Origin of the sequence: Robertmurraya massiliosenegalensis JC6, assembly GCF_000311725.1 — a bacterium.
Lineage (GTDB): Bacteria > Bacillota > Bacilli > Bacillales > Cytobacillaceae > Robertmurraya > Robertmurraya massiliosenegalensis.
The window spans coordinates 563,497-583,844 of sequence record NZ_HE978512.1 but is presented as its reverse complement, the minus strand read 5'-3'; the positions used below and the strand labels follow the sequence as shown (position 1 = coordinate 583,844).

Here is a 20,348-nt window from a genome sequence, read left to right as displayed (position 1 = left end):
TTTTTCTCCGTGTTGTTAAGGGAGTTGTCCCTAGTGTCTTGCTGTATTCACAATGTTTCTTTGATAATTTGCAATCTGTGTATATTCATCTTTTAATTTCGTAGAGAGGCTCGTGAAGATCGGGAGCAATTGTCGGTATTCCTGTATTGCTTCTTCATTTGGCGTATGTTTCACCGTTTCACCGACCATTTCGTTTACGACCTCAAACGAATCCACTTTTCCTGTCGCATAAAGTCCTAGTATGCATGCGCCAAGACATGAACTTTCATAGCTTTCGGGAACGACGACCTCCGATTCAAAAATATCGGCTAGCATTTGTCTCCAAACGGTTGATCTTGCAAAGCCACCCGTTGCTTGAATTCTTGTCACAGGACCATCCATACATTCGATTAATGCTTGAAATACTGTATATAAATTGTATAGAACGCCTTCAAGGGCAGCTCGAATCATATGCTCTTTCTTATGGGAAAGTGTCAATCCAAAAAATGAGCCGCGTACATCTGGATTCCACAGTGGAGCGCGTTCCCCGGCAAGATAGGGGTGGAAAATTAATCCATCCGCACCAGGTCGCACCTCTTCAGCAATTTTCGTTAATCGTTCATACGGGTCAATTCCTAATCTTTGCGCTGTTTCAATCTCAGAAGAGGCTAATTCATCACGAATCCAGCGCAGGATCACACCGCCGTTATTGACAGGACCACCAATAACCCAATGGTTTTCTGTTAAAGCATAACAAAATGTTCTTCCGTTTGGATCCGTTTGCGGTTGGTCGATAACCGTGCGAATCGCTCCGCTTGTCCCAATCGTGATCGCAATTTCACCTTTTCGGAAAGCATTGACACCTAAATTAGAAAGAACGCCATCACTAGCGCCGATGATAAAAGGAAGCTCTGGATCGATGCCGATTTGTTTTGCTAAATCAGGATCACAGCCGGTGAAAGACTTTGTTGTCGGAACAAGCGTTGATAATTGATCCCTTGTGATTCCTGCAAGCGATAAGGCTTCCTCATCCCAGTCTAACGTATGAAGGTTCATCATCCCCATGCAAGATGCTAACGAATGATCAACGACATATTGGTGAAAGAACTTTTTAAAAATATATTCTTTAATTCCAATATATTTTTTCGTCCTTGTCGCAATTTCTGGTCGTTCATGAACAATCCAGGCAACTTTACATAAGGGGGACATCGGATGAATCGGTGTCCCAGTCCGTCTATAAATTTCATGACCATTCCATTCTTCGTTGATCTTTCGAGCCCATCCTTCGCTGCGATTATCTGCCCAAGTGATAACTGGAGTAAGAGGTTGATCCTGTTCGTCCATCGCAATAACACTGTGCATCGCACTGCTAAATGACACAAATAATAGCTTTTTCTTAGAATGTTTTTTCATAATCAATGTCATTACTTGTTGAACTGCTTGAAAAATTTCTTCAGGATTTTGTTCAGCTGTAGATATATCTGGCGTATGAAGGGGATATCCGATATTTTCTTGTTGAATGACTTCGCCTTGTTCACTAAATAACACGGCTTTTGTACTGGTAGTCCCAATATCAATCCCTAACATGTAGTTCATCATCTTGTTGTTCTACTCCTTTAGTTAACATTTGTTGTGAGCTCCATAGATCCTCGACTTTCTCTTGTACATCATCAAAATTATTGTGTAAAGATTGAACCATCAGGTTTCGATCTTTTGCCTTTATCGCTTCAATATACAATTCATGGTTGTTAATAATTCTTGTAAAATCCTCATTTTTTTCGGCAAAGCGCATTCGCATTGATAAAAGAATGAAGCCTTCCATAACCGGTTTTAAATTCTCCCAAATCATCAGGATATAAGAGTGGTCAATGGCACGGATGATGGTTTCGTGGAACATCACATCTTGAAAGGAAAATTCATCTGCGTCAGAATAATTAATAGCCACTTTCATCATTTCTACTATTTTGCTCAGTTCCTTTGCTAAAGGATTCGAGTCCATTTTTACGAGACGCTCAAATACGAATGATTCAATCAATAAGCGCACATCGTAAATTTCTTTGATCTCTTTATCAGTAAGCCCGATTACGACGGCTCCCATTCTTTCTAAACGGATCATATTTTCAGAAGCCAAAATTTTTAATGCTTCTCGAATCGGTGAACGACTTACAGAAAAATCGGCGGCCAATTTATTTTCAGAGAGAACTGTGCCACTAGGGATGAAACCAGAAATAATTCGCATCCTTAGCTCACGAGCAACACGTTCACCTGAAGAAGCTTTAGAAAGCCATTTTTCTGGGTATAAAAAAGGAATAGGTTCAGTCATAAGTCCACCTTCAATGCTTGAGTAATCAAGTATTTAAGAATTGGAATTCAAGTATACTTGTATACAAGTATTATAATCCAATTTATGAAAGATGTAAACGCTTTTCATAAGAAAGGAAGTTCGTTAGTATTTTAATTAGTATTGTTCGGTTGCCGGAATACATAAGGAGGCAAAAAATGTTAAAGAAAATTTTCTTTATTTGCTTTTTCGTCGTGATTTTGGGATTCGTGATTTTCTTTTTTTTCAGAGGGGAAGAGGAGAATAAAGGATCAGAAAAAGTGGAGGATACCTTTCTAGAAGAAATACAGACATGGGCGCAAAAAGGGATGATTATGGACGCCCCCATTATAGCTGGTGATTCTCCATATAAAGAGGTTGCAGACATACTGGGGGAGTATGAGAGCCTCGACGAGACGTCTATTGGTCCGTTTGCCGTTTATCCAGAACATCAAGTGACGATTGGATATCGGAACTCAGTTGCAGTTGATTTACGTTCATACGATAAGAAACTACAGGATATTCACTATCAAGAAATCATCGATCAATTTGGGGAAGCAGATGAAAAGAAGTATTACCAAGATAGTGAATTTAATCAAATCATTTTAATTTATCAAGTAAACCGTAATTATCAGCTAAAGTGGATTCTTAACAAACCAACTGAGCAAGAACCCAATCCTCCTGTCCATCATATTTCTCTTGTTGCAATGGAAACACCGAAACAAGCATCCGTATCTGAAACAATTAAGAATATGAGTATCGATGAAAAGCTCGGACAGATGATTTTTGCTGGCATCTCAGGAAAAGAAATCGATGAAGGAGCAGAGCGCTTAATCGAGGAGTACAAAGTGGGCGGAATCATTGTGAATGGAAAAAACATTACTAATCCAAAGCAAACAGTAGCATATATCAATGCTTTAAAATCGCTTAATAACCTAAATAAAATCCCACTCTTTTTCGGGATCGATCAAGAGGGTGGAAGGATTGCTAAGCTTCCAGGGGATTTAATGCCAATGCCTACCAATTTGGAAATAGGGCAAAAAAATAATCCTTCCTTATCTTTTGAAATCGGCAGTCTTTTAGGTAAATTAGTTAAGGCTTATGGATTTAATATAAATTTTGCTCCTGTTTTGGATGTAAATAGCAATCCCGATAACCCGGTAATTGGTGATCGTTCATTTGGCGATAATCCTAATCTTGTAAGCGAATTGGGAATAGAGACGATGAAAGGACTCAAGTCGGAGAGCGTCATCCCGACGATCAAACATTTCCCTGGTCACGGTGATACCTCGGTTGATTCTCATGTGGAGCTACCGACCGTTCAAAAATCGCTTGCGGAACTTGAGAAACTAGAGTTAATTCCATTTAGAGAAGCAATTGTAGCAGGGGCGGACATCGTCATGGTCGCTCATATATTACTACCCAAGGTCGATCCGGATTATCCATCTTCCATGTCTAAGAACATCATCACAGATCTTTTAAGAGACAAGTTGGAGTTTAATGGAGTTGTTATTACTGATGATATGACGATGGAGGCGATTGCAGGCAACTTTGATCTAGGTCGTGCTGCCGTCACTTCAGTGCAAGCCGGCAGTGATATCATCATGGTTGCCCATGGGAATGACAACATGATAAAAGTCATTTCAGCATTAAAGGAAGCGGTAGAGAATGGAGAAATTGAAGAAGAGAGAATAAATGAAAGTGTGACAAGAATTCTTCAATTAAAAGCGAACTACGATCTTGATGATTTGTATGTGGAAGAGGTCAATAACGAAGAACTGAATCCATTCATCGAATCCGTTCTAACTCATTTTTAGAAGCTAGCATAGGAGCGTATTTCGGAGGTTCGAAAAAGAAATAAGAGATAAAATGAAAGACTGTAGATCCATTTCATCTACAGTCTTTCATTTTAGAGTTCAGTGAGTTTTCCTTTACTTAATACATAGCTTTTACCGTATTGAGGTAGTAGTTGGACTCCCGTTTTTGGCTTAAGTCTCTCCGGGTAAAAACTATGGAGAGGAATAAGAATGGCAGGGTCTAGCTTATCGACGATGTATTTAAGGTTTTGAGGAGTCGCATGTCCACCAGTCCCCATGTGGATTTTCTCAAGACCAACAAGCTGTAAGATTCGATCTAGGTTTTCGAAAGCGGGATCATAGGGGCCTAACGGGACTCCGTCTGAGTGCAGATAAATCCCATCTTCCACATGCAAATCAAATAATTCAAGAGAGCTGGCGTAAGAATTTTGTACGAGATATTGATTAGGATTTTCATTGATTTCCTTATATGAAATAGCTGGGATTTGATTTAATAAATTTTGCCGCCATTCTGATAATGACGAGTGTCTTAATTCATCAGATTCATAGACGAGGAAATTTTTAGATTCCATCAATGTTAAGGCAAGTTGAGCTGTTTCCGCTTCAAATACAACTTTTCTACCAGACTTTTTCCCTGCTTGTAAAATACCGTGTATCCGATCAATATTTCGATGGTAAATATTAAAAACACCTAGACCTTTTGTTTCAGTTAAAATATCTGCCATTTTGAAAGGAAGGAGTGTCTCTGTAAGAGTATCCTCGGAAAGCTCCTTATTCGCAATAAGCATGTCTTCAGGTGTTTCTTCTTCACTGCGGATGCTCGTTCCTTCCATGATCACAGCATCAAAGCCCAGTTTCTTTGCTTTTGTTATAAAAGCTTCTATCCATTCTGGATGAGAGCCGTGCATCCGTACATCGCCAGTATAAATAATGGCACCGTCTGGTGTTTCGATATGAAAAGCACATGCTCCTAAAATATCGTGATCGACCTGAAGAGGAGTAATCGAGATATCACCAACGGCAAAAGATTGATTGTAATGACAGGTCTGATACTTTCGGTTGCCAGCTACTCCTTCGCCAATTACGTCTAGTGTGTCATACAGTCGAAGAGAATCCTCCGTCATATAAACAGGTATTGTGGCGTCAATCAAGCCCATTGCTCCTATGTGATCTAAGTGTAAATGGGATACTAGGACAGCTGTGTTCCCAGAATAGCCATCTGCTGCCACAATAGTTGAGTCGTTTGAGAGGTCATCTTTGCTGTAAATGCCATCAATATTTGGGATAATCCCTAGCTTCAAATAATCTCTTACAAGAGCGTTTCTTCTTAGTTTGATATGTCCATCAAAGATGTTTTTCTGTGGATTGTAAACTAGTCCAAAATCAAAAATGACGCGGGAATCTCCATATTGAAGAGAGATGATCGTACCACCAATGGTGTTCAGACCGCCATAAAAAGTAAGGGTTGTCTTATTCATGAAGTGTCTCCTTTTATAAAAGATAGAAGGAACCCTGTAAATAGCGGTTCCTTCCTGTGAGTCTATGAAAATAGCAAATCAATTATTGGCCAAGTTCTCTTTTAGCTGCTTCTTCGGCATTTTTTAATCCTTCTTCAGCAGAAATTTGTCCTAGTAGTACACGGTCAAGTTCTTTCGCAACTGCATTTTTCAATGCGTAAGCACCTTTGATACGTGGGTCATAGAAACCAGCATCAAATTGCTGTTCTCCTATACCATATTCAGGGTTTTCAGAAGTGTAGGCTTTCCACTCATCACTCTCTAAAGCAGAATAGCGAACAGGTAGGTAACCTGATTGCATAGCCCAGTAAGTTGTATTTTCTGTGTTAATCAAGAATTTGATATATTCCCATGCAGCAAATTTTTCTTCTTCAGTAGCAGAAGCAAAAACAGATACGTTTGTCCCAGCGAATGGTGTAGCTGCTTGCTTCCCAGCAGGTAATACAGCTGCAGCCCAGTTCGTACCATTTTCTTCAGCTGGTGCCGCAACATAAGGGATACCTGCAGAAGAACCAATATAGAGCCCTACATCACCACGTGCGAAAGGTTCTGACATGTAGCCATCTTCACCAGCAGTACGAGCAATACCATCTTCAATCATACCGTAAACAAAATCGATTGCTTCTTTTCCTTCTGGTGAGTTCATCTTAAATTCAGATGTTGCTTCATCAAAGTAAACACCGCCAGCTTGGTGTACCCATTGGTTAAATTCTAACGTTACTGAGTTTTCTAATCCAAGTCCAATGACGTTTCTACCCTCTTTATTACCTGTTAATTTTTCAGCAGTAGCACGAAGCTCCTCCCAAGTTGTTGGTACTTCTGCACCAGCTGCATTTAAGTAATCAACATTATAGAACATAATACGTGTACTTTTGTTAAAAGGCATTCCGTAGTACTTGCCATCCCAAATATTCATTTCGCGGAAAACTTCTACAATATCATTGAGTTCATCGTCACTGAATCCAACTTCAGGATGTGTTACATAAGGTGTTAAATCGGCTACTAAATCATTTTCTAAATACTCCGTAATCCAATCTTCATAAGCTTGCGTTAATACAGGAAGATTATTTGCTTTGGCAGCAGCCATATTTTTTGTGGACAGGTCATCGTAGCTACCTTGGTTCACCAATTTTACCGTAATCATATCTTGAGATTCATTGAAATCATTTGTAATTTTAGTTAATGCTTCTTCATGTCCACCGCTCATCGCATGCCAGAATTCAATTTCCACTGGTTCACTTAATGAAGCAACAACCCCAGTTTCTTCTTGTTCAGAGGTATCTTTATTTGGCTCAGCATCACTAGTCGATGCCTCATCATCATTCCCACAAGCAAAAAGAACAGCGGCAACAAGGGAAATAAGTAATGTTAATAAGAACTTTTTCAATCTAATTTCCTCCTAAATGAATAGTATTTAAGGTTATGTATCTTGTAAAAGATAGAAACGTTGATTTGGTTGAACCACCTCCTCATAGGATTGCCTGATTTAGCCTTTAATTCCAGCCTTTGCAACCCCTTCAATGATGTATTTCTGCAAAATTAAGTAAAGGATAATCATCGGTAATATAATCATTGTAGAAGCAGCCATTAATAATTCATAAATCGTTCCAGCTTCCGTACTGAAGGAGGTAAGTCCAACAGGTAGTGTCCGCATTTCTTTTGACTGAGTGACAATTAATGGCCAAAGGAAGGCATTCCAGCTCCCAATTGCTTTTAAAAGGACGATCGTAATAAGCGCTGGTTTGGCTAATGGAACCATGATCGACCATAAGAATCGAAAATCTCTGCAACCATCAATTTTAGCTGCATAGGACAATTCTCTCGGTATTCCCAGAAAGAATTGGCGTAATAAAAAGATAGAGAAGATGCTTGCGAGCCATGGAATAATTAATGCTTCATATTGGTCAATCCAGCCGAGATTGGCTAGGGTGACATAGTTTGGAATTAATAGAACTTCTCCTGGCACCATCATCGTACCTAAAAGAACCGCAAAAATAATATCTCGTCCATAAAATTGTACGCGCGAAAAGGCGTAAGCTGCTAGAATGGTCGTTAATAGCTCCCCGATCGTTGATAAAACAGTTACAATTACACTGTTTAAGGCATAGCGGAGAAAGGGGGCGATTGCCCAAGCCTCTTGATAGTTTTCCCACTTTAAATCAGCGGGAATCCAAACAGGCGGGAGGGCTGTTACTTCTCCAGGTGATTTCAAGGATGTACTAATCATCCAAATAAAAGGAAGCAGCATTAAAAAACTTCCAACAATTAAAATGAGGTAAATAAACCCTTTTGAAAAGACTCCTTTAGTTGGCACGGTTCCTTCCCCTTCCATTAGTAAGTGACCTTGCGTTTTCCAATATACAGTTGGACAAGGGTAAAGATGAAGATAATGATAAATAAAATATAGGCAGCGGCAGAGGCAATCCCAAACTGCCACTCATTATAAAATTTTTCATAAATATAATAGACGATTGTTTGGGCGCTATATGCCGGCCCAGGTTTCCCGCCAAATAAGGCAAAGATTTCATCAAACACTTTAAAATTATTGATAATCGCCACAATTGAAACAAAGAAAGTGGTTGGTGACAATAAAGGCACTGTAATATGTAGGAATCGTTTAAATGGTCTAGCACCATCGATTTGGGCAGCTAAATAGTATTGCTTGTCGATATTCTGTAAGCCTGCTAGGAAAATAATGATGTTATAGCCGAGTCCTTTCCAAATGCTCATGATAATTAGTGCAGGCATGGCCCACTGAGGGTCTGTTAACCATTTAATTGGATCAATATGGAAGAGACCAAGAAAATAATTCATTAATCCGTATTCGGTATGGTAAATCCAACGCCAGACAATCGAAACCGCAACGACTGAAGTAACAAAAGGAATGAAATAGATCGAGCGGAATAATCCTCTTAATTTAATATGGGAATTTAATAGAATCGCAATTCCCAGAGAAATTAAAATAGAAAGGGGGACAACCCCGAGAACAAAAATAAATGTATTTTTAATAGAAGTCCAAAATTCCTGATCACGAAAGAGATAAGCGAAATTATCAAACCCATATTCCTTTACGATGTCATTAAAGTAGTCATAGTCTGCATAAAAACTCATTAAAAACGATTTAATGATCGGATAAATATTAAATACTCCTAAAATGATTAGTGCCGGAGCTAAATATAGAAGAGCTTTTAACGTACTTTGTAATGTTGGTTTTTGATTCAACATAAGCCCTCCTTATACATGTTCCACTAACAAATTTTCTTCGGACTCAGCATCGAATAAGTGGAATTGATGATTACGAATCGCTAAATGGACGATATCACCAGGTTGGACATGCATATCAGGACTAACAAGTGCTCGGATGGAGTGTTCGCCAATCGTGGCACTTAATAATGTGTCCCTTCCTATTCTTTCAACTATTTCAACCCTTGCCTTTAATGATTCGGCTGTATTCGTTTCAGCAATGAGCCAATCCTCCGGGCGAACCCCTAGCATCATTTGATGGTGGGAAGAACGGGGAGGATGTAAAGGTTTGCTAATCGCTAGCGATTCCTTTGTTCCGTTCACAGCGAAGGTCGAATTCTCTTGGTTATAGATAACCGGCACCATATTAATAGGAGGGCTACCCATGAACTTGCCAACAAAGGCATTAACTGGAGAATCATACATTTCCTGCGGTGGACTATATTGTTGATACTGCCCGTCTTTCATTAATAGGATCCGATCTGATATGCTCATCGCTTCTTCTTGATCATGGGTAACAAAAATAGTCGTGATTCCAACCTCTTGTTGAATTCGGCGTATTTCTTCTCGCATTTCAAGACGTAGACGAGCATCTAAATTGGATAGTGGCTCATCTAAAAGCAATAGTTTAGGTTTTTTTACAAGGGCACGGGCGATCGCTACACGCTGTTGCTGTCCACCTGAAAGTTGCTTTGGTTTGCGGTCAAGCAAATGTTCAATTTGCACAAGCTTGGCCATTTCAGTGGCTCTTTCCTGCGCTACTTTCTTTGGCATTTTTGCCATTTTTAATGGAAACATAATGTTGTTGAGAACGGTCATATGTGGATAAAGCGCATAGTTTTGGAATACCATCCCTATTTCCCGGTTTTCTGGTTCTACATGGTTGACTAACTTATCGCCAAAATATAACTCACCAGAAGAGGGCTTATATAAACCAGCTAACATGAATAATGTTGTACTTTTACCACAACCACTAGGGCCAAGAAGGCAAACAAGTTCACCTTCATTAATGGTGATGTTTAAATGATCAACAGCAGTTATTTCATCGAATTTCATCGAAATATCTTTTAACTCTAGTTTCAAAATGAAGCCTCCTAGAAATATAAGTGAGAAAGTTACAATGTTCATTCTATATTTCGTTTATTAATCGAATGTAAATATTCTGTTAATTACGATGTTGTTTCTATTGATTTCGTGTAAATAGTAGAAATAGATTAGGAGATTTGACGAGTTAAAGTGAGAGGGATATTTAAAAGGATCAAAAATTCCACCTAAGATATACATTCTTAGATGGAACCGTGTAGAGAAATTAATACCAGCTCCCCCAAGCCAATTCAAAACATTTAATTTCGAGACGTTATTTGGGAGGAGCAGAAGAGTTATCACAGTAGTAATGAGCAAAGAAGAAAGCAAGCGTTTACCGGCAAGCTTAGTAAACGTAAAGAGCGGTCAGTGATGGCTAGACTGTTTCCAGGGCTAATAAGAAAGGACATACCAGATAAAGGAATCTGTTATGTCCTAATGTATGTTAGGGATTCGTTGACCATAATCCTGCAGTTTTGACGAACACTCTTGGGTTTAGTTTTAATCCAGCTACAAGAAGATCAGCGAGATCCTCTGGTTGCATTACATTTTCAGGATTTCCAGAAATAAGGTTTGTTTCAATTGCAAGATCTGTGGCTACTGTACTTGGCGTTAAGGCTGTTACACGAATATTATGCTTTCTGACTTCAAGGGCAAGAGATTCCGTTAACCCTAATACAGCAAATTTTGACGAACTATAAGCACTTGTTACAGGAGCTCCTTTTTGACCAGCTGTTGACGAAATATTGACAATATCGCCTGATTTTCTTTCAATCATTTCTGGTAAAACCGCTCTTGTCGCATTATAGACTCCCATAACATTGACGCGAATAATGTTTTCCCACTCTTCCGGTGTTAAATCAAGGAACCCACCGAATTTAGCAGTTCCTGCATTATTGATGAGAATATCAATAGGTCCAAGATCAGCCTTGATATGCTCGACTGCATGGGTAACGGCTTCAAGATCTGCCACATCTGCTGTTGCTGCAGAAATATTTATATCATAGGCTTCTAGTTCAGTTGCAACCTTTTCAAGATTGGACATCGTTAAGCCGATTAACCCTAGATTCACGCCTTCTTTTGCTAATGCGATTGCAATAGCACGTCCGATTCCTCTACCTGCTCCGGTAATGATCGCTGTTTTTCCTTTTAGTGAGATCATATCATCATCCCTTGTCTTAGAATTTTAAAAACATCATAATTGTTATTTAAAACGAAGGAAGATGAAAATGCAAAAAATTAAACTCTATTTTCCTTCATCGATCCGACTTGACCCGACATTTAACTGGTCTAACATTTGAATCGTATCAACTAAATGATTGTTGAAAATCTGGCGGGCAACGGAAAGAAGGTCAACAATCATCGGATCACGAAGGGAATAAATGACCCGATTTCCATCTTTCGTTCCGGTCACAATATTTTTCCCTCGCAATATCGTTAATTGCTGAGAAACAGCAGAACCCTCGCTTCCAGCCAAGCTTTGGATCTCATTGACACTTTTATCCCCATCAGCCAATAACTCAAGGATTCTAATTCTAAGTGGGTGGGCAAGGGCTTTAAAAAAGTCTGCCTTGAACTTTTGCATTTCTAAATTCAATGTTCGTTCCTCCTAAATTAGGTCGTAAACAGATTCTCCTTTACCCGCTCATGAGCACGTGAAAATGTGGAGCATTCCTGAAAAGCGAAGTGTTTACACCCAATGCATTTCTCTTTGTTTACATGTGAAAGAGCGTAGTTAATGGCATCTCCTGTATGCTCAAAAAAGTGAGTCTCTCCAATTAAATCATATAATCCGCTCTTCATTAACACATTTTTTGGCTGTGTATTTAAACCAGAAATAAGAACGACCCCATTCTTTGAAAAATCATGTATGATGCTTGATAAATAAGACTCTCCGGTCATATCCATAAAGGGGACTTTCCCCATTCTTAGTAAAAGTACGTTTGGTTTATAGTTAATGGTATTCATAATACTCTGTTGGAACGTTTGCGCTGCCCCAAAAAAGAGTGGGCCTTCCACATTATAGATGCTAATTTGTGGGCAATCATGAGATTCCGTCACAATTTGTGCATCTACTTTATGTTCAGGATTAGGCAATACCTTTGCCGTAACCATTATATCACTCATCCTTTTTGTGAAGATAATGATAGCCAATATGAGACCAATACCGACTGCCCAAGTTAAATTCAAAAATACCGTCAGTAAAAAGGTGATCGCTAAGACGAGTGAATCCCCAGTTCGTGTCTTTAACAATTGAAAAAAGACGCGGCGTTCACTCATATTCCAGGCAACAATCATTAAGATCGGTGCCATACTAGCTAACGGTATTTTCGATGCATAGGGAGCAAAAAGTAAAAGTACGAGAAGAACAACAAAGCCATGAATAATTCCAGATAGAGGAGATGTTGCCCCGTTTTTAATATTGGTGGCAGTTCTTGCAATAGCACCAGTAGCTGGAATTCCACCAAACATTGGTGTGATCATATTGGCAATTCCTTGCCCCATTAATTCACGGTTGCTATTATGCTTACTATTTGTCATTCCATCAGCCACGACAGCTGACAATAAGGACTCTATCGCTCCAAGAAATGCGATGACAAATGCGGGTCCAATCAGCAATTGAATGCGATCCAACGTAATAGCAGGAACATCAAAATGTGGTAATGAACTAGGAATCGTACCAAAGGTTGAACCGATGGTGGCAATATCGTTAGGGTAAAGAAAGGTTGCCACAAGTGTTGAAAAAACAAGTCCAATAAGAGGACTTGGGATATTAGGCAGCCATTTCGGCATGATTAATATCGTTAATAAGCAAATTCCGGCTGTTAATAAACTATACAGATTAATCGTATCAATGTGATGGAAAATTTCACGTAAATTTTGAAGAAAATATTCATGGTTTTTAACATCTGTGAGACCTAAGAAATTTGCAATTTGGCCAACAAAGATAATGACGGCAATCCCTGAGGTAAATCCAATCGTCACCGATCTGGGAATGAATTTAATCAAGACCCCTAGTTTGAAAATCCCCATCAAGAATAAAATAATTCCAGCCATAAAGCCTGCAATTAGTAAATTTTCATAGCCATAAGTCATGATGATGCCAAATAAAATCGGAATAAATGCCCCGGTTGGACCGCCTATTTGAAATTTTGATCCTCCAAATAAAGAAATCAAAATCCCTGCAATAATCGTTGTGTAAATTCCGTACTCAGGTTTCACTCCTGAGGCAATAGCAAATGCCATGCCTAAGGGAATAGCGATAATTCCGACAACAAGTCCTGAAATAATATCCTTTTGCAAGGAGTGAAGCGAATAGTTGCTATACCGGCTGTTAGAAAACCACTTTTGTATCATAAATACCCTTCTTCTCTTTAAATATTTGTATATCTGATTATTTGAATATAGTTCATTATGGATGTATGATCAATAGTAATTTTGAAAGTAAAATGGATTGCTCTAAAAAACTTGACCTTTAAAAAGGATTATATTATATTTAATCGTAATGATTTCGATTTACAAGGTATAGCTTATTGAATAACCACTGAAGGTTATTTTTTAAGCTTTAAATCGTAATGATTTTGATTTGTGAGAATGAGGAGTGAAAATATGACAAAAAGAATACCTGTGACAGTACTAAGTGGTTACTTAGGTTCTGGAAAGACGACGCTGTTAAACCACATATTAGCGAATCGAGATAATCGAAAAATTGCGGTCATCGTCAATGACATGAGTGAGGTCAATATTGATGCTTCAATGATAAAGCAAGGTGGATTTTCAAGAACGGATGAAAAACTAGTCGAGCTTCAAAATGGCTGTATTTGCTGTACATTAAGGGAAGATTTGATGATTGAAGTGGAGAAGCTTGTGAAGGCAGGTGACATCGATTACATTGTGATCGAATCATCAGGGATTTCGGAGCCGATTCCTGTTGCCCAAACCTTTACCTATATTGATGAAAACGTAGGGATCAATTTAAGTGAACTATGTAAATTAGATACGATGGTGACAGTGATTGATGCAAATCGCTTTTGGCATGACTTTGCTTCAGGGGAAACATTGCTTGAGCGAAATCAAGCCAATGATGAGCAAGATACTCGAGAAGTAGTTGATCTTTTAATCGATCAGATTGAATTTGCTAATGTTCTTATTTTAAACAAAATTGATTTAGTGGATGAAGAGGATGTCAAGGAATTGAAGGCTGTCCTTCTTAAACTAAATCCAGATGCAAAAATAGTGGAAAGTGTTCAAGCAGAAGTTCCCCTACAAGAAATTCTAGATACGAATTTGTTTGATTTTGAGGAAGCAAGTCAAGGCGCAGGCTGGCTGAAGGAATTAAATGAGGAGCATATCCCTGAAACAGAGGAATATGGAATCTCTTCTTTCGTTTATCGTAGGAAGAGGCCGTTTCATCCAGAAAGATGGATGAAATGGCTCGAACAATGGCCAGTCGATGTCGTTCGTGCCAAAGGTTTCTTTTGGTTGGCAACACGCAATAACATTACAGGATTACTATCACAAGCAGGACCATCGATTATGATTCAAGGAGCAGGAGAATGGATTGCTTCATATCCCGAATCTGAAAGAGAGCAAATTCTTAAGGAAGAACCGGAATTATTGGAGAAATGGGATGAGGAGTTCGGAGATCGAATGATTGAACTTGTAATGATTGGCATTGAAATGAATCGGGATGAAATCGAGTCCTCTTTAGATAAATGTTTGTTAACAGACGAAGAAATGAAGTTAGACTGGAGCACATTGAAAGATCCGCTTCCAGCATTCACAACCGCAATTTAAACGATAGGAGGAAGAAAAATGAGAGTCAAAATTACATTAGCATGCACAGAAACTGGAGATCGTAATTACATTACAACGAAAAATAAAAGGAATCATCCAGATCGTATTGAACTGATGAAATATTGTCCACGGTTAAAAAAGCATACATTGCATCGTGAGACAAAATAATAATAATTGGGAATAAAAACCTGTTATCTAGGATAAAGGTCTCGGTTGATAGTCCACTTTTATCTTCTTTTATGCTACATTAAAGAAAATGTAGTTATAAAAGGAGTCTCTAGATTGTGAATTCGGAATTAACAGCTTTTGTCACTCTTGCTAGTACTTCAGGTGTTCTCAACTTATTTTTATGCTTATATGTCTTTTTAAAGAGACAGCACTATACGAAAATCGCTCATTTTTTCATTGTCTATACGGCGACAATCGCCATTTATTGCTTTGCTTCAGCATTTGGCTTGATGTCGACAACACTTGAGCAAATAAAGATTTGGACCATCATTCAATATGTGGGAATGCCCTCTTCGGCAGCGTTAGGGCTATTATTTGTCATGCAGTATTTAGGAATGAATGTAACTGCAAAGAAGTATACAGCCATTTTAGCAATTCCTTTTATAACTTTGTTCATAGTCATGACAAATGATTGGCATCATCTTCATTACCGTGTATTTGAGATGGAGCCGAATTTAGGGCTTCCCTATATTCATCAAGAAATCGGGATTTGGTATGTGATTCATGGTATTTATATCTTTTCTTGCATGCTTGTTGCCTTCTTTCTTGTAATATCTCGTTGGCGGGAAACTTCAAACTTATATCGTCCCCAACTTCTTGCCATAGCGTTTGGTCAATTTGTTCCGATCGTAACCGCTTTTCTTTATTTAGTCGGTTTTACACCTCCGGGTGTTGATCCGGTGCCGATGGTTTTATGGTTATCTTCCTTGTTATATTTGTGGTCGATAAATTCTTCGCGACTATTCACGCTTATGCCGATTGCAAAGGACACGATTTTTAACAGTATTAATGATGGGGTTATCGTATTAGATGAAACGAATCGACTCATTGAATTTAATCAATCTAGCAAGAAAATATTTGCAAATTTGAACAAGACACAGCTTGGAAAAGATTTTACCGAAGTTTGGTTCGAATTGGCAGGATGTCCATTGCCTTTTTCATTAGCGCAGACGTCTGCTTTTGAAATAAAGTTAGGAGGAAAAACCTATCAAGTTCGAATTTCTTCCTTACAGCATGGTCAAGGAAATAAAGGAATATTAATGATTTTTACGGATATTACAGAGGTAAAAAGATTACAGCTTAAATTGGAGCACCAAGCTTATTATGATGAACTGACAAAGATTTATAATCGGCGAGCTTTTTTTCATATGTGTGAGCAAATAGTTAATGAAGCAAAAGGGCATCCCGTACCCTTTACGGTTATATTAATGGATGTGGATCATTTTAAAAAGGTGAATGATACATATGGTCATGATGTAGGGGATCAACTACTGTTCCATGTCGCCCAAATTTGCCAAGCTGAGATGGAAGAAGGAATGGTATTGGCTCGCTATGGTGGCGAGGAATTTGTCATTGGACTAAAAGGAAAGACGATAGTAGAAGGCGAGGCGTTAGCTAACCGTTTACGGGAACAAGTTGAGAACAATCCGCTTATTATGCTAGACGCTGTTGTTTCGGTTACGTTAAGTAGTGGTGTTGCTGGGATAAAAGATGAGAGATGGGAAACGTTGCAAGAAATTTTGATTCGAGCGGATAAGGCATTATATCATGCGAAACGAGAGGGACGAAATCAAGTTCATGTTCATATATAAGGGGTACTGCATCCTGGATACATTCGGGCTGCAGTTTTTTTGTGTTCCAGGAATTTATAAATTGCCTCGATTTATGGGTAAAATCTTCGTATAAACGGTAGGCGTATCGGTATGAAAACCTAACAGGAAAAATTCCGCTTAATAAGCAACCATCATGAAAAAGAGCCGAAATAACAGGAAAAATTCCTGCTATTCTCTCAAAAAATGCCAAAATAAACGATTTTGCCCTTCATAAGCGGAAAATCTTCCGTTATTTCCCCTAAAAGGGACGTCATTGAGGAAATAACAGGAAAAATTCCGCTAAAGGGTGAGAGATGGTTGAAGCGAAGATTGAGACAAACCGCAAGCTTCCTACATTTTGTAGGCGCTTTTCTCATAGAAATGAAGCAATAGGGTTATTTGCAAAAAGAACAACGGCTCTTCCAATTTCTGATATTGCTAGAGCGATAGTTTATAGGAATAGTAGAAGTTTTATTCCTATTCTCTCAAAAAAATGTCGGACAATCCCCAATCAATTCGTAAATATTGATGAAAGATGAGCCCTATATCAATAATGGGCTCTCTTGAATTTTTCTACATGGACTGATCCGATTTTCCAATGGATAGAGCTTGATACTTTCGTAACAAAGCAATAATGGACTTTGTTTGTTCTTTATGACACTGTAAGATAACCGTGGCCTCGTCCATTCGCTCTAACTTTCGTTTGCGACTTTTTTGTTTTTTCAAAAGTGTATGTGCCAGTAATCCGATCGTAAATCCAATCGCTGCCCCAATTAGTCCCCACAGGATCGGTCCCCATGTTAAGACAAACCCACTAGATGCTCCAATAACTGCTCCTGCAGTACCACAAGAAATCCCTATTTCAAAAGCATGAGGACTATGAACATCGCTTTCGACTTGCTCCGCATCCATAAAGAATAGAAGGATATGTTCTTTTGGGATCAACATTTCTAGTTCAGCAAGTGCTTGCTCTAACTCGATCGATTGTTTAAAAATCCCGATTATTAACATGAAAAAGCACCTGCCTACTTAAGAAAATATTCGAAGTCTAGCTTGCTGGTATCTTTTCATCAGATAGTGCTGCTGCTCGATTTGAAAAAGTCTATTATGTTCGATGGTTGTACGGTAGGTGAAGTAAATAGAACCAAACAAAACAGATGGCATAAAGAGCAGCCAGTGTGGGTGAAGAATAGAAATGGAATCTTCTAGTCGTCCATGCCAAAGAAATAAGATGGATTCATGGAAATTTGAAAGTATTAAATAAATCCACCACCAAAACATCGCATAAAAAGCTAGTCCGAATCGTTGATTATATAATTGCCCTAAACCAGGAAAGAAGAACGAATACAGAGCGCCGATGAGCGGATTTTTCTTTTCTATATATTGTATTTCGATGGGGGAAATATGCACTGTATGATTTCCTTTATACTCTAACAGGGCAAGCTGGTGTAGTTTATTTTGATAGATGGCCGAGCGGAAACTGTCTCCAACGGCAATTAAATAGATGGCAAGGTAGCCAAATGCCCATTTAGGCTCGATCACAGATTTAGCAAGTTCAAATTGACCGCTGAAAGAATAAACCATCGCTTCATTGATATGGGCTAACGTATTAATAATAACCTCAGCTAATGTCAGCAGCGTACCTCTTAAATATTGGCAAAGTAAGTAATGCCCGAATCCTGGGAATACTGCAGACCACCAGGCGACCATATAGGGGCTCTGGTATTTTAATTGGGATATTCCAAATACACTAATATTTGCGAGCAAATGTCGGTTCTTTGATGCCATACTTTGTACCTTCTTATCCATTTTTATCCATAGTATGGGATTGATTGGAAAATTTCATTCATTAGAGATGCATATCTTTTAAAGCGTAATTGTAGATAGGAAACAAAATGAGAATTGTATCCAATTTGTGTCAGCGTTATAGAACGTAATTTTGTTGTTCACAATTTAGACAAAAAAATAACAAAACTAAACAAAACTTAACAAAAATGTGACATTTAGCATAGAGTCCAGAAAAAACAACTTTTATAGTAGTGCATGAAGGGGGTGGGAGATTGAATGAACAAGCAAGTAGATTAAAAGTTTCTAACAATACGATGTATGAGCTACTTATGAAGGGAGAGCGACACGGTTATAAAAAAGGGAACGTAGTCGAAACAAAGAAAAATGAACATGGTGAGCAGTCCCACGTTGTGATCGAGCAGCATTATTTTTCTAAAGAGGTCAAAGTAGAGCAGCTGTTTCTGTGCATTTCATTAGGTGGGAATTCCTATTTGCATCCATACATTGATAATTTGTATCGGAAAAAGGAGTGGGAATATTACGAAGCCTACCAGCAAAGTGCCTTAAAAGAAAATCCTGTTTTTTCGATGTATACGACGAAAAGTGAAGAAAAAATTAGGCAAATAGCAGGGATACTCGAATGGAGCAATCGAACGGGACAATATGTTCAATTAGATCAATTGATTAAAAGAGGATATAAATTTGCCTATCAATATTTTCGACAACATGAACAAATTGACTTAGAAGACTTTATGAGAAGTTACGCAAAAAGAAAAAAGATTAAGATTGTCAAAGAAATTGAGTTACTCTATCAAAATATTGTTCTTTGGTATTTATGTGTTCGTGAAAAGAAATGGCTCAACACTGATAATGTTGCCTGGAAGTCATTTCAGGAAATCATGAGTGGGGCAATAAATGAATCTCAAGTCCAAAAGTCGATGTTTTCGAAAGAAATATGCCATAAACATCGGAAAGAGCTTGATCAACTTTATATAGAATACAATATTCCCACCAATCATCGATTTGATTCGCTTGGGTTCTTTTTAGAGTATTTAATTGGTCAGTGTTTTAAAAAAATCTATGATGTTCATCCTAATTGTCATTTAGAAATGGCAGAGAAAAAGGTTTTTCAAAGAAGCCCTGCAAATTATATCGGGGCATTAGGGGGATGGTTGAAAACGCTTAAAATCCATGAGCTCGATGCAACCGAACAAATCCCTTTTACAAAACAAGATTTAGATATCGTTTTTTTGGAGCTCTTATATGCGAAAAAATACAATTACATTTCAAAAGAAAACCAAGATCTATTTCTTATCTCCTGCTTATATGTGAAATGTCTTAGCTCACTGTACCTGGAAACGAAAGAATTATATTTGGATAAGTCAAAATTAGATTACTATTACGAAATGAAAGCAAAAGAGGAGCAAATTGTTCAGAAGGAAGCGGCTCTCTCGCAACAACAAAAGAAGTGGGAAATAGCAAATCAGCATAAGGAAGATAAAATAGAAGGCTTGACCGAAGAACTACGTCAAGCACATAGCAAAATCAGACAGCTAGAGCAACAGATTCAATCCATGGAAGACTATAGACATGAAGTGCACGCTCTGCGGAAATTTGCCTATCTAGCAGAACATGATGAAACTTCGCTGGAATCAGAACCTTCATTGGAGACGATGGTACAGTTTATCCAATCAAAGCGATTGGTCATTTTTGGTGGACATTCGAGTTGGCGCCAGAAATTAAGAGAACAGTTATCAAATGTGGAGTTCGTCGATGTAGATGAAATGAATAGGGATATTTCAAAGGTTAAGAGAGTAGATGCCGTCTTCATTAATACATCTGTCTTTGCCCATGCTTTTTATAAAAAAGTGTTGAAGGCACTGAGTAATAGTGAAACCCCGCAATTTTACTTAAACAGGCAAAATAATGTGGAAAAGACGATCTCAGAGATCTATAAATGGTTAACAGAATAATAGCGCATAGC

General features: G+C 38.4%; 17 protein-coding genes. 5 read left to right on the top strand and 12 right to left on the bottom strand.

All coding sequences use genetic code 11. The annotated features are described in order from the left end of the window. Positions 1-30: 30 nt before the first annotated feature. A complete protein-coding gene (gntK, locus tag BMSHG_RS09090; protein WP_019154137.1) occupies positions 31-1,578 on the bottom strand; it encodes a gluconokinase in 1,548 nt (515 codons plus the stop codon). Then, entirely contained in the window at positions 1,553-2,302 is a 750-nt protein-coding gene (locus tag BMSHG_RS09085) for a GntR family transcriptional regulator (RefSeq protein ID WP_019154136.1), read from the bottom strand. Before BMSHG_RS09085 ends, gntK begins: the two co-directional genes overlap by 26 nt. A gap of 176 nt (positions 2,303-2,478) precedes the next feature. Between BMSHG_RS09085 and nagZ the strand changes: the two genes are divergently transcribed. Continuing rightward, complete coding sequence (gene nagZ, locus BMSHG_RS09080) at positions 2,479-4,116, top strand: beta-N-acetylhexosaminidase (RefSeq protein WP_019154135.1); 1,638 nt, start codon at positions 2,479-2,481, stop codon at positions 4,114-4,116. A gap of 92 nt (positions 4,117-4,208) precedes the next feature. Here the strand turns inward: nagZ and BMSHG_RS09075 are convergent, their stop codons facing one another. The 8 genes from BMSHG_RS09075 to BMSHG_RS09040 form a co-directional block, all read right to left on the bottom strand. Beyond that, positions 4,209-5,594 (bottom strand): MBL fold metallo-hydrolase, encoded by a 1,386-nt coding sequence (locus BMSHG_RS09075; RefSeq protein ID WP_019154134.1) that lies wholly within the window; start codon positions 5,592-5,594, stop codon positions 4,209-4,211. An 82-nt stretch (positions 5,595-5,676) separates the two neighbouring features. Next, positions 5,677-7,020, bottom strand: coding sequence for an ABC transporter substrate-binding protein (locus tag BMSHG_RS09070; protein ID WP_019154133.1), 1,344 nt, complete (start codon positions 7,018-7,020; stop codon positions 5,677-5,679). A 99-nt stretch (positions 7,021-7,119) separates the two neighbouring features. Beyond that, positions 7,120-7,947: a carbohydrate ABC transporter permease gene (locus tag BMSHG_RS09065; RefSeq protein WP_235776345.1), complete on the bottom strand. Its 828-nt coding sequence runs from the start codon at positions 7,945-7,947 to the stop codon at positions 7,120-7,122. A gap of 17 nt (positions 7,948-7,964) precedes the next feature. Next, positions 7,965-8,858, bottom strand: coding sequence for a carbohydrate ABC transporter permease (locus BMSHG_RS09060; protein ID WP_034658648.1), 894 nt, complete (start codon positions 8,856-8,858; stop codon positions 7,965-7,967). Between the two features lie 9 nt (positions 8,859-8,867). Next, the gene (locus BMSHG_RS09055; protein WP_019154130.1) at positions 8,868-9,959 is read right to left on the bottom strand and encodes an ABC transporter ATP-binding protein; all 1,092 of its coding nucleotides are present in this window, start codon (positions 9,957-9,959) and stop codon (positions 8,868-8,870) included. A 445-nt stretch (positions 9,960-10,404) separates the two neighbouring features. After that, positions 10,405-11,121 carry a 3-ketoacyl-ACP reductase gene (locus tag BMSHG_RS09050; RefSeq protein WP_019154129.1) on the bottom strand — a complete coding sequence of 239 codons (717 nt, stop codon included), beginning with the start codon at positions 11,119-11,121 and terminating at the stop codon, positions 10,405-10,407. An 84-nt stretch (positions 11,122-11,205) separates the two neighbouring features. Continuing rightward, on the bottom strand, positions 11,206-11,556 hold the full coding sequence (locus BMSHG_RS09045; RefSeq protein ID WP_019154128.1) for an ArsR/SmtB family transcription factor: 351 nt from the start codon (positions 11,554-11,556) through the stop codon (positions 11,206-11,208). Between the two features lie 17 nt (positions 11,557-11,573). Then, positions 11,574-13,316, bottom strand: a complete 1,743-nt coding sequence (locus tag BMSHG_RS09040) for a SulP family inorganic anion transporter (RefSeq protein WP_019154127.1) — start codon at positions 13,314-13,316, stop codon at positions 11,574-11,576. A 252-nt stretch (positions 13,317-13,568) separates the two neighbouring features. Here BMSHG_RS09040 and BMSHG_RS09035 point away from each other — a divergent pair, with 252 nt between their 5' ends. The 3 genes from BMSHG_RS09035 (at position 13,569) to BMSHG_RS09025 (ending at position 16,576) form a co-directional block, all read left to right on the top strand. Next, positions 13,569-14,756, top strand: coding sequence for a GTP-binding protein (locus BMSHG_RS09035; RefSeq protein ID WP_019154126.1), 1,188 nt, complete (start codon positions 13,569-13,571; stop codon positions 14,754-14,756). An 18-nt stretch (positions 14,757-14,774) separates the two neighbouring features. Next, positions 14,775-14,924 (top strand): 50S ribosomal protein L33, encoded by a 150-nt coding sequence (gene rpmG / locus BMSHG_RS09030; RefSeq protein ID WP_019154125.1) that lies wholly within the window; start codon positions 14,775-14,777, stop codon positions 14,922-14,924. Positions 14,925-15,040: 116 nt separating this feature from the next. Beyond that, positions 15,041-16,576, top strand: coding sequence for a histidine kinase N-terminal 7TM domain-containing diguanylate cyclase (locus BMSHG_RS09025; protein ID WP_019154124.1), 1,536 nt, complete (start codon positions 15,041-15,043; stop codon positions 16,574-16,576). Positions 16,577-17,149: 573 nt separating this feature from the next. Here the strand turns inward: BMSHG_RS09025 and BMSHG_RS09015 are convergent. After that, positions 17,150-17,587, bottom strand: coding sequence for a hypothetical protein (locus tag BMSHG_RS09015; protein WP_019154122.1), 438 nt, complete (start codon positions 17,585-17,587; stop codon positions 17,150-17,152). Positions 17,588-17,605: 18 nt separating this feature from the next. Then, positions 17,606-18,364 (bottom strand): hypothetical protein, encoded by a 759-nt coding sequence (locus BMSHG_RS09010; RefSeq protein WP_019154121.1) that lies wholly within the window; start codon positions 18,362-18,364, stop codon positions 17,606-17,608. Between the two features lie 272 nt (positions 18,365-18,636). Between BMSHG_RS09010 and BMSHG_RS09005 the strand changes: the two genes are divergently transcribed. Further along, on the top strand, positions 18,637-20,337 hold the full coding sequence (locus tag BMSHG_RS09005) for a DUF3450 domain-containing protein (RefSeq protein WP_019154120.1): 1,701 nt from the start codon (positions 18,637-18,639) through the stop codon (positions 20,335-20,337). Positions 20,338-20,348 lie beyond the last annotated feature (11 nt).

Bases quoted from the DNA above. Each gene is read 5' to 3' on its own strand.
- nagZ (WP_019154135.1), top strand. From the start codon at position 2,479: ATGTTAAAGAAAATTTTCTTTATTTGCTTTTTCGTCGTGATTTTGGGA.
- BMSHG_RS09050 (WP_019154129.1), bottom strand. From the start codon at position 11,121: ATGATCTCACTAAAAGGAAAAACAGCGATCATTACCGGAGCAGGTAGA.
- BMSHG_RS09040 (WP_019154127.1), bottom strand. From the start codon at position 13,316: ATGATACAAAAGTGGTTTTCTAACAGCCGGTATAGCAACTATTCGCTT.
- BMSHG_RS09060 (WP_034658648.1), bottom strand. From the start codon at position 8,858: ATGTTGAATCAAAAACCAACATTACAAAGTACGTTAAAAGCTCTTCTA.
- gntK (WP_019154137.1), bottom strand. From the start codon at position 1,578: ATGATGAACTACATGTTAGGGATTGATATTGGGACTACCAGTACAAAA.
- BMSHG_RS09015 (WP_019154122.1), bottom strand. From the start codon at position 17,587: ATGTTAATAATCGGGATTTTTAAACAATCGATCGAGTTAGAGCAAGCA.
- rpmG (WP_019154125.1), top strand. From the start codon at position 14,775: ATGAGAGTCAAAATTACATTAGCATGCACAGAAACTGGAGATCGTAAT.
- BMSHG_RS09010 (WP_019154121.1), bottom strand. From the start codon at position 18,364: ATGGCATCAAAGAACCGACATTTGCTCGCAAATATTAGTGTATTTGGA.
- BMSHG_RS09035 (WP_019154126.1), top strand. From the start codon at position 13,569: ATGACAAAAAGAATACCTGTGACAGTACTAAGTGGTTACTTAGGTTCT.
- BMSHG_RS09085 (WP_019154136.1), bottom strand. From the start codon at position 2,302: ATGACTGAACCTATTCCTTTTTTATACCCAGAAAAATGGCTTTCTAAA.
- BMSHG_RS09075 (WP_019154134.1), bottom strand. From the start codon at position 5,594: ATGAATAAGACAACCCTTACTTTTTATGGCGGTCTGAACACCATTGGT.